The organism is Ferrovibrio sp., assembly GCF_029255545.1.
In the GTDB taxonomy this organism is placed as follows: Bacteria; Pseudomonadota; Alphaproteobacteria; order Ferrovibrionales; family Ferrovibrionaceae; genus Ferrovibrio.
The window spans coordinates 17737-27024 of sequence record NZ_JANLJJ010000049.1 but is presented as its reverse complement, the minus strand read 5'-3'; the positions used below and the strand labels follow the sequence as shown (position 1 = coordinate 27024).

Sequence of the window (9288 nt, the reverse complement as noted above, 5' to 3'; positions counted from 1 at the left end):
GCCTTCACCAGCTGGCGCATCGCGTCCAGCGAGATGGCGCCGGGCACCAGTTCCTGGCCGATCACGAAGCCGGGCGTGCCGTTGATGCCGAGCTTTTCCGCCAGGGCCAGGTTGGCGCGGATCACCTGCTCGACCTTCGGCGACGCCATGTCGGCCTTCAATTTGGCCAGGTCGAGGCCGCTGGCCCCGGCCATGCGGAACACCTCGGCCTCGGTGAGCTGGCCGCGGAAGTCCATCATCGCGTGATGGAAGACCAGATACTTCGCGCCCTTGTCCTGCTGCAGCGCCGCGATGGCGGCGCGCGCGGCGATCACGCTGTCGGGCCCCAGCACCGGCAGCTCCTTGAACACCACGCGCAGCTTGGCATCTTCCTTCAGCAGCGTCTGGATCGCCGGCACCACCTGCTTGCAGTAGGGGCAACGGTAGTCGAAGAATTCGACCAGCGTGACGTCGCCCTTCGGGTTGCCGGCGACATACGACACGCCGTCGTCGAACAGCGCCTTGGCATTGCTGGTGAGCGCCTGGCGCTGGGCTTCCGCCTTCTTCGCCAGCACATGGCTGGCTTCCTGGAGGATCTCGGGGTGGCGCAGCAGCACGTCCAGGACTTCCGGATTGTCGACCAGCACATCGCGCACGGCGGCCCGCTGCTCGGCCGGAAAGGCCGGGGTCTGAACCTGGGCCAGGGTAGGCAGCGCCAGCAGCAGGACAAACGCAACGGCGAGGATACGGAACGGCGACATGGAAAAATCCTTTGGGTGAAGCTGCCGGACTATGCGGCCCGGCCATGGCCGGAACAAGCCACAAGCCCGTGAAGAGACGGGGTTATCTGCGCTGTTGCTGCAGGCGGCGCTGGTCCTTGGCGGCGGCGATGATGTCCTGGGCGCGCAGCCAGCCGGGCGCGCCTTCCTTCAGCAGCCGCGAGGCCCGCTCGGCCTGGCCTTCGGCGTCGCGCAGGCTGCCGATCACCAGATAGCGTTCGGCCGAGGCCAGCGAGGCCATGCCGATGTCGTTCTTGCGCCCGTAGGCGATGGCGAGCTGCTGCCAGGCGCCGCTGTTGTCGGGCTCGCGCAGCGTGACCTGCCTGAGGATGTCGATGGCCTGATCCAGCCGGCTGCCGTCGTCGAGCGCGACCAGGCGCTGACCGACGCCATAAGCCAGCAGCGGCTCGTTCGGCGCGAGGCGATGGGCTTCCTGCGCCGGCGGCAGCGAGTCGGCCACCCGGCCCATGTTGAGCAGGATGTCGGCCTTCAGCTCGTGGAAATACGGATCATTCGGATAGTCGCGGATCAGGCCGTCGGTCTCGGCCAGGCTGCGCTGGAAATCCAGCGCGCGGAAATAGGCGAAGGCGCGGGCGTAGCGGCCATACAGCGAGGTGTCGCTTTCGGGATATTTGCGCAGGGTGGCCGGCAGGCCTTCCAGATAGCCGACCAGCTTGGCCTGCATGCGCCGGAAGCGCTCGATATTCTCCGGGTTGTCCTTGGCATTGCGGAAGCTGGAGCGCTGCGCCCGCGATTCCAGCGCGGCGACGCGGTCCGGGGTCATCGGATGCGTGCGCACGTAAGGGTCCTGCCGTTCGATCGCCAGGGCCTCCTGGCCGCCGATGATGCGCAGGAATTCGATCAGGCCCGAGGAGGACTGGCCGGTCTGGTCCAGGAAGGTGGCACCGGCCTGGTCGGCGGCGGATTCCTGCGTGCGGGTGAAGGCGAGGAAATTGCGCTCGGCGATCTGCTGGCCGCCCAGCACGGCGGCGGCCATGCCCTCGCCCGAGCCGGCCACGGCGGCAGCGGCGCCGAACAGCATGGACAGGATCATCGCCGTCGAGGCGGTGTCGAGGGCGTCGGACATGCGGGCCAGATGGCCGCCGGAGATATGGCCGATTTCATGGGCCAGCACGCCGATCACCTGGGCCGGACGGTCGGCCCGGATCAGCAGGCCGGTATTGATGAAAATGCGCTGGCCGCCGGCCACGAAGGCGTTCAGGGTGCGATCGTTGACCAGATGGACCGAGATGGCGTCGCTGGACAGCCCGGCCGCCCCGAAGAGTGGCGCGGCATAGGCGCGGATGGTATTTTCGATCTCGGCGTCGCGCACAAGGGATGCGCCGCGGCGCTGGGCCTCGGCGGCGGTCGGTAGAACCGCGCCGGCGGCCGTCAGCAGCATACAGCCGACAGCGAGCAAACGGCGGAGAGAACGGCGCATGGAAGACCAGCGTATGGCCATGGCGAAGTATTGTCCCATTCCCGGTCAACCGGGCAAAGCGAGGCGGTTGCTCTTAGGTAAGGGCGGCCCGGCGATGCGTCAATGCGCCCTGCTCGCGATAGTGGCGACCCTGGCGGCGGCTTGCTCGAAATCCGATGGTCCGGCCGCCAGCCTGGGCCAGATCGATTACCTGCAGGGCTTCATCGGCGGCGTGGCGGCCGACGAGCCGCGGGCGGCCCTGGTGGCCCGCGACGTGCTGTCGGCCGGCGGCTCGGCCGCCGATGCCGCCGCCGCCGCCGCGCTGACCTATGCCGTGACCTACCCGGCCGGCGGCGGCCTGGGGGCCGGCGGGTTCTGCATCGCCTCTGACGCGGTGACCAAACGCACCGAAACCATCGAATTCCCCGCCGTGGCGCCGAAAGGCGGCGGCCCTGTCGCCATTCCTGGCCTTGTGCGCGGCATCGGCCTGCTGCAGAGCCGCTTCGGCAAGCTGCGCTGGGAAGCCGTCGTCACCCCGGCCGAGCAGCTCGCCCGTTTCGGCGAGCCGGCCAGCCGCGCCTTCGTGCAGGCCGCGGTGGAAACCATCCCGCCGGTGACGGGCAGCCCGTCGCTGGCGCCGATCTTCGGCACGGCGCGCGGCATGGTGCCGCAGGAAGGCGAGCGCCGCGTGCAGCTTGCCCTGGCCGGCACGCTGGCCCGCCTGCGCACGACCGGCCCCGGCGACCTGTATCAGGGCGCGCTGGCCCAGGCCCTGGTGGCCGACAGCGCCAGCGCGGGCGGCAGCCTGACGCCCGAGGACCTGCGCGGCTATGCCGCCGGCATCGGCAAGCCGATCGAGGTGCCGTTCGAGAACAGCCTGACGCTGTATGCCTCCAACAATGCCGCTGGTGGCGCCATCGCCGCCTGGCTGATCGAGCAGACCTATGACGGCGGCAGCCTGTTTGGCAGCGCCAGCCTGAAACCCGACAAGTTCATCGCGTCGCTGGGCCAGGCCTATCGCAGCGATGGCGCGCTGACGATGTATGGCTTCGGCTCGAGCAGCATCTCGGTGATCGACAGCAAGGGCGTGGCGGTATCCTGCGCCTTCAGCATGGGGCCGGCTTATGGCAGCCGGCAGGTCGGCCGCCAGACCGGCATCCTGTTTGCCGCCCCGCCGGGCGCGGCGGGCGATGAAACGCCGTATCTGACCGCGCTGGTCGGGATGAACACCCGCGTCGGGCAGGCCTTTTTCGCCGCCGGCGCCAGCGGCGGCGCGCCGGCCCCGGCCGCGCTGGCCTACAGCGTGCTGCAGGCCGCCCTGGGCAAGGAGAAGAAGGACCCGGCCGTGCCGGCGCTGGCCATGCCGCGCCTGTTCCAGGCCAATCCGCAGGCGGTGCTGCAGCACGAGCCCGGCATCGACGCGGCCACCCTGGCCGGCGCGCGCGGCCGTGGCGTCAGCGTGGCCGAAACCGGCCGGCTTGGCCGCGTGACCATGGCCTATTGCAGCAACGGCCTGCCGCGGTCGCCCGAGACCTGCAGCTTCGCCGCCGACCGGCGCGGCTACGGCCTCAGCCTCGGCCGCCAGTTCTGAGCGTTCAGCACCCGTCTCCGGAGTCCGTCATGTCCGCATCTCCCCCGTCGCCGTCGCGTCGCGGCGCCATCGATCCGTTCTTCGTGATGGAGGTGATGAAGGCCGCCGCCGCGCGCGAGGCCGCCGGCGGCGACGTGATCCACATGGAAGTGGGACAACCCTCGACGCCGGCGCCGCGCAAGGCGATCGAGGCGGCGGTGACGGCGGCGCAACGCGATCCGCTGGGCTACACGCTGGCGCTTGGCATCCCGGAATTGCGCGCCGCCATCGCGGGCCATTACCGCAGCTATTACGGCCTCGACGTGCCGATGGAGCGCATCGTCGTCACCACCGGATCCTCGGCCGGATTCCAGCTCGCGTTCCTCTCGGCCTTCGATGCCGGCGACACGGTGGCTTTGGGCGAGCCGGCCTATCCGGCCTATCGCAACATCCTGAAGGCGCTCGACCTCAATCCGGCGATGATCGTGACCGAGCCACAGACGCGCTTCCAGCCGACGCCCGCGCTGATCAACGCGCAGGCGCCGCAGGCCAAGGGCGTGCTGGTGGCCAGCCCGGCCAATCCCACCGGCACCATGCTGGGCGAGACCGAGATGAAGGCGCTGGTCGACGACTGCGCCGCCAAGGGCCGCTGGCTGATCGTCGACGAGATCTATCACGGCATCACCTACAATGGCCGCGCGCAGTCGGTGCTGGCGCTGACCGACCAGGCCATCGTGATCAACAGCTTCAGCAAATACTTCTCGATGACCGGCTGGCGGCTGGGCTGGATGGTGGTGCCCGAAAGCCTGCTGCGCCCCATCGAATGCCTGACGCAGAATTTCTACATCTCGGCGCCCGGCATCAGCCAGGTGGCCGGCGTGGCGGCGATGAGCGCCTATGACGAGCTGGAAGAAAACGTCGCGCGTTATGCCAGGAACCGCGAGATCCTGCTGAACGAACTGCCGCTGGCTGGATTTGATCGCCTGGCGCCGGCCGACGGCGCCTTCTACCTCTATGCCGATATCAGCCGCTTCACCAACGACGCGAACGAGTTCTGCAAACGCATGCTGGCCGAAACCGGCATCGCGGCCACACCCGGCTTCGACTTCGACCGCGGTCGCGGCCATTACTTCATGCGCTATTCCTTCGCCGGCAGCACCGAGCGCATGATCGAGGCGGCGAAGCGCCTGAAGGACTGGCGGAAGTGACGCGACCTTATGGCAGCGTCATCCTCGGGCTTGGCCCGAGGATCCACGAGTTGCTTTAAAACACGAAAGTGAAAACGTGGATGCCCGGGCCAAGCCCGGGCATGACGTGTTGTTTTTAGCGATTCAGGAACGCCACGAACTCGCCCTCGAAGCGGCCACCGATCACATCGCCGCAGCGCACCACCGATTGCACCACGATGCGGGCGCGGCCCTTGCGAGTCAGCATTTTGACGAACGACGGCCAGGCGGTCGCGTCGGCCAGCGTCGCCGTGGCGGTGAAACTCCCGGTCACCGGCGCGTCGTAATCCATGTGGTTGGACTGGATCACCAGCCGGCTGGGCAAGCCCTCGGCCTTCAGCCGCAGATTGACCAACGCCCAGGCCGAGAGGATCGCCAGTGTCGAAAGGCTGCCACCAAAGGCCGTGCTGCGATGGTTGATGTTGGGCGCCAGCGGCGCGCTTAAGGCAACCGCATCGGCAGAGGCCGAAGTGACCGCAACCTGCATCGCCGCCGAGAGCGGGATATGGGTGTGCAGATAGGCTTCGAGGTCACGCGTGGACTCTGTCGTCATCGCGGACGGACCGCTTATGCCGTCGCCGCCAGAGACTTGGCCATATGCACCAGCTCGCGGCCCTCGAAGGTTTCCGAGCCGGTCTCGGCATAACCGAGATGGGCATAGAGCTGGCGGTTCTCGGTGAAAAGCGCGTTGGTGTAGAGGCGGATTTCGGTCAGGCCACGCCCGCGCGCCTGCACTTCGGCGAAATCGAGCAGGCGGCGGCCCAGGCCGGTGCCCTGCTGGGTCGGGTCGACCGCCACGCTCCAGACCAGCAGGTGGTCGTCGGCCGAGCGCAGCACCAGCGCGCCGGCCAGGCCATCCTCGACGCCATCGACCACCCAGACCTCGTAGGCCTGCAGCAGGCCGGCGGCATTTTCGGCCATCGGCTGCGGCTCGGTGCCGATGCGGGGCACGTATTTGACGTAGGCGCGTTTCTGCAGCGCGCCGAGGCGCGCTTCATCGGCCGACGTGGCGCGGCGGATCGGCCGATCCGTCACCGGATCTTTCACCGGCGCCACCAGCCCTTCTTCGGCGCCGGCGCGGCGGCTTCGGCCTTCTCGGCCTTGCCATCGGTGCTGATCACCACCGTCTCGAAGACCGGGCCTGTCGGCGCAGGCGCAACAGGCGCCGGCGGCGGTTCAGGCTGCGGCTCGGGAGCGGCAGCAACCGGCATCTCGGCCACAGGAGCCGGGGCCGGCGCAGGCGGCTCGGCTTTCGCGACCGGCTGCGGCGCCGGCTGGGAAACGCGCGGCGGCGGCGGCGGTTCCTCGTCGTCGAATTCATAGCCCGGCAGGCCATCGAGCATGGCGCCAATCGAAGCCGGCGTCATCGCCGGCGGCGGCAGCAACTCGCGCTGGCGCGGCGCATCGAGACGCGGCATATCCTCCTGGCGGGGCGCTTCGCCCTCACCCGACGGCGCCGTGCCCTCGTCGCGACGGCGGCGGCGGCCACCACGACGGCCTCGACGGCGACGGCGGCCATCGGCGCCCTCTTCGTCCTGCGCCTCGCCGGCGGCCTGGTCCTGGCCTTCGTCACCCGTCGACTCATCCGCCGCTTCGGCATCGTCTTCGCCGGCGCCGACGGCGTCCTCGGCTTCGGCATCGGTTTCGGCCCCGGCCTCAAGGCCCTCGCCACGCGGCGCGTCCTTGCCGCCACGACGGCGGCGACGGCGACGGCGGCGACGGCGGCCATCACCATCCTCCTCGCCTTCGGCGCCCGCCTGCGGCTGGGCCTCTTCGCCCTCGGCCTCATCGGCGGCCAGCGCCTCCTCGGGCTCGGCATAGGCGGATTCCTGGGTGATCGGACGCGGCGCTTCGCTGCGCGGCGCCAGTTCGGGCCGGGTGATCTCGCCGGGCTGGCGCGGCTTGCTGCGCTCGATGCGGAAATCCGGCGGCACCAGGCTGGCATCGGCGGCGAGAATGACGCGCATCACATAGCGGCGCTCGATCTCGCTCAGGCGCTCGCGCTTGTGGTTGAGCAGGTAGATCGCCACTTCCGCCGAGGTCGAGACGGTGATCTCGGCCGAGCGGTCGCGGATACCCTCCTCCTCGATGGCGCGCAGCACCTGCAACGCGGTGGATTCCACCGAGCGCACATAGCCGCGGCCCTGGCAATGCGGGCAGGCCATGGTCGAGCTTTCGATCAGGCTCGGCCGCAGGCGCTGGCGCGACATTTCGAGCAGGCCGAACCCGGAGATGCGGCCGACCTGGATGCGGGCGCGGTCGTTGCGCAGGCATTCCTTCAGGCGCTGCTCGACCTTGCGGATGTTGCGGTTCTCCTCCATGTCGATGAAGTCGATGACCACAAGGCCGGCGAGATCGCGCAGGCGGAGCTGGCGGGCGATTTCCTCGGCCGCCTCGAGGTTGGTCTTGTAGGCGGTCTCCTCGATATTGTGCTCACGGGTCGATTTGCCCGAGTTCACGTCGATGGAAACCAGCGCCTCGGTCGGGTTGATCACGATGTAGCCGCCCGAGCGCAGCTGCACGGTGGGCGAGAACATCGCGTCGAGCTGCTGCTCGACCTGGTACCGGGTGAAGAGCGGGATCTTGTCCTGGTACTGCTTCACGCGCTCGGCATGGCTGGGCATCAGCATGTGCATGAAGTCATGCGCGAAGCGGTAGCCCTCGTCGCCCTCGACGATCACCTCGTCGATCTGGTCGGAATAGAGATCGCGGATCGACCGCTTGATCAGCCCGGCCTCTTCGTAGATCAGGGCCGGCGCCGAGGATTCCAGCGTGCGCTCGCGGATGCTGTCCCAGCTGCGCAGCAGGTATTCGAAGTCGCGCTTGATCTCGGGCTTGGAGCGTTCCATGCCGGCGGTGCGCACGATCACGCCCATGCCGTCCTGGATGTCCAGCTCCGCCGTGATCGCCTTCAGCCGCTTGCGATCGGCCTGCGACTGGATCTTGCGCGAAATGCCGCCGCCGCGCGCGGTGTTGGGCATCAGCACGCAATAGCGGCCGGCCAGCGAGAGATACGTGGTGAGCGCGGCGCCCTTGTTGCCACGCTCTTCCTTCACCACCTGCACCAGCATGATCTGCCGGCGCTTGATGACTTCCTGGATCTTGTAGCGGCGGAAGGCATTGGCGCGACGGCGACGGCGGCCGTCGCTGGTCTCGTCGTCGCTCTTGCCGTTTTCCTCGGCCCGGGCCTCGGCGGCCTCTTCGGCCCGGCTTTCTTCAGAAGATTGGCCTTCTTCAGAAGAAGACTGGCCTTCTTCAGACTGGCCGGCCGCCGCCAGGGCAGCCTCGCCATCGGCCACGTCGGGCGCGGCATCGTCGTTCTCGGCGCGCGGCGCGGCCTCCGGCTCAACCGGCGCGCTGATGCTCGGCGCCGGGCTGGCGCTGGCCGGCACGTTCCAGTAGGCCGGCGCGGCGACATCGCCGGCGGCTTCCGTCGCATCGGCGCTGGCTTCGCCCTGAGCCGAGGTTTCAACGCCCTCGGTCACCGTATCGGGGGACACCGTCTGGGGCTTGAGTTCCTCGACCGTGTCGAAATCGCCTTCCACCGTCTCGATGCCATGGTCGTCGCCGCCATGGTCATCACCAGCGGCCGCCTTGCTGGCGGCGCGGGCCTCCTCGGCGGCCAGTTCGGCTTCCTCGGCTTCGGCGGCACGCGCCTCTTCCTCGGCCTGCTGAGCCAGCAGAGCCTGCCGGTCGGCGATCGGAATCTGGTAGTAGTCGGGATGGATTTCACTGAAGGCCAGGAAGCCATGGCGGTTGCCGCCATATTCCACGAAGGCGGCCTGCAGCGAGGGCTCGACGCGGGTGACCCGCGCCAGATAGATGTTGCCCTTGTTTACCTGTTTGGTGGAGGTCTCGTAATCGAATTCCTCGAGACGGGTCCCCTTGACCACCACGACCCGGGTTTCCTCCGGATGGGTGGCATCGATCAGCATACGCATGCCCATGAGGCATTATTCCTGCGGCGCGGCGCCGCCCGCGCGAATAACAAACGGCGGCGCGCCTTTGTTGTCGGGGCTGGCTGTGGCCGGATCGGCCCACCGCGCGACACCGGACCGGAAAACCGGCGGGCCTGCGGTGGTAATGATCCTGACGACCGAGAGGGGGGACTTACATCCGGGGGATCGTAATCCCGCCGGGCGCGCCGCGCGCTGTCGGTCTGCCAAGCCTCCGCCGGATCCAATCGACCCGGGCGGAAGCCCCGAAGGTTCACTCCAAAATCCGTGCTGTCTTGAGCGCAGCAACCGAGGCCATCCGCTCCAGGCCGCCTCCTTTAAGGGCTGACAACTGGCTAATGCAGGCTGGCTCACCGCC

General features: G+C 68.6%; 7 protein-coding genes. 2 read left to right on the top strand and 5 right to left on the bottom strand.

Annotated elements, in window-relative coordinates; all coding sequences use genetic code 11:
- The coding region (locus Q1J79_RS09980; protein WP_300299773.1) for a DsbA family protein at positions 1–740 on the bottom strand (740 nt) is incomplete at its 3' end.
- Positions 741–822: 82 nt separating this feature from the next.
- Positions 823–2160: a M48 family metalloprotease gene (locus tag Q1J79_RS09975; protein WP_300299771.1), complete on the bottom strand. Its 1338-nt coding sequence runs from the start codon at positions 2158–2160 to the stop codon at positions 823–825.
- 133 nt (positions 2161–2293) lie between these two features.
- On the opposite strand from Q1J79_RS09975, the gene Q1J79_RS09970 reads away from it, so the two are divergent.
- Positions 2294–3769 (top strand): gamma-glutamyltransferase, encoded by a 1476-nt coding sequence (locus Q1J79_RS09970; protein WP_300299769.1) that lies wholly within the window; start codon positions 2294–2296, stop codon positions 3767–3769.
- Positions 3770–3798: 29 nt separating this feature from the next.
- Positions 3799–4956 (top strand): aminotransferase class I/II-fold pyridoxal phosphate-dependent enzyme, encoded by a 1158-nt coding sequence (locus tag Q1J79_RS09965; protein WP_300299767.1) that lies wholly within the window; start codon positions 3799–3801, stop codon positions 4954–4956.
- Positions 4957–5071: 115 nt separating this feature from the next.
- On the opposite strand, the gene Q1J79_RS09960 is transcribed toward Q1J79_RS09965, so the two are convergent.
- Genes Q1J79_RS09960 through Q1J79_RS09950 form a run of 3 tightly spaced genes read right to left on the bottom strand, consistent with a single transcriptional unit; the run spans position 5072 to position 8921 of the window.
- Positions 5072–5527: a YiiD C-terminal domain-containing protein gene (locus Q1J79_RS09960; protein WP_300299765.1), complete on the bottom strand. Its 456-nt coding sequence runs from the start codon at positions 5525–5527 to the stop codon at positions 5072–5074.
- Positions 5528–5541: 14 nt separating this feature from the next.
- A complete protein-coding gene (locus Q1J79_RS09955) occupies positions 5542–6030 on the bottom strand; it encodes a GNAT family N-acetyltransferase (protein ID WP_300299763.1) in 489 nt (162 codons plus the stop codon).
- A complete protein-coding gene (locus Q1J79_RS09950; protein ID WP_300299761.1) occupies positions 6018–8921 on the bottom strand; it encodes an Rne/Rng family ribonuclease in 2904 nt (967 codons plus the stop codon). The genes Q1J79_RS09955 and Q1J79_RS09950 overlap by 13 nt, the downstream gene beginning before the upstream one ends.
- Positions 8922–9288: the final 367 nt, after the last annotated feature.

What these genes read in the sequence shown, in the direction of transcription:
- Q1J79_RS09950 (WP_300299761.1), bottom strand. Translation starts at nt 8,921, where the DNA reads ATGGGCATGCGTATGCTGATCGATGCCACCCATCCGGAGGAAACCCGG.
- Q1J79_RS09970 (WP_300299769.1), top strand. Translation starts at nt 2,294, where the DNA reads ATGCGTCAATGCGCCCTGCTCGCGATAGTGGCGACCCTGGCGGCGGCT.
- Q1J79_RS09960 (WP_300299765.1), bottom strand. Translation starts at nt 5,527, where the DNA reads ATGACGACAGAGTCCACGCGTGACCTCGAAGCCTATCTGCACACCCAT.
- Q1J79_RS09975 (WP_300299771.1), bottom strand. Translation starts at nt 2,160, where the DNA reads ATGCTGCTGACGGCCGCCGGCGCGGTTCTACCGACCGCCGCCGAGGCC.
- Q1J79_RS09965 (WP_300299767.1), top strand. Translation starts at nt 3,799, where the DNA reads ATGTCCGCATCTCCCCCGTCGCCGTCGCGTCGCGGCGCCATCGATCCG.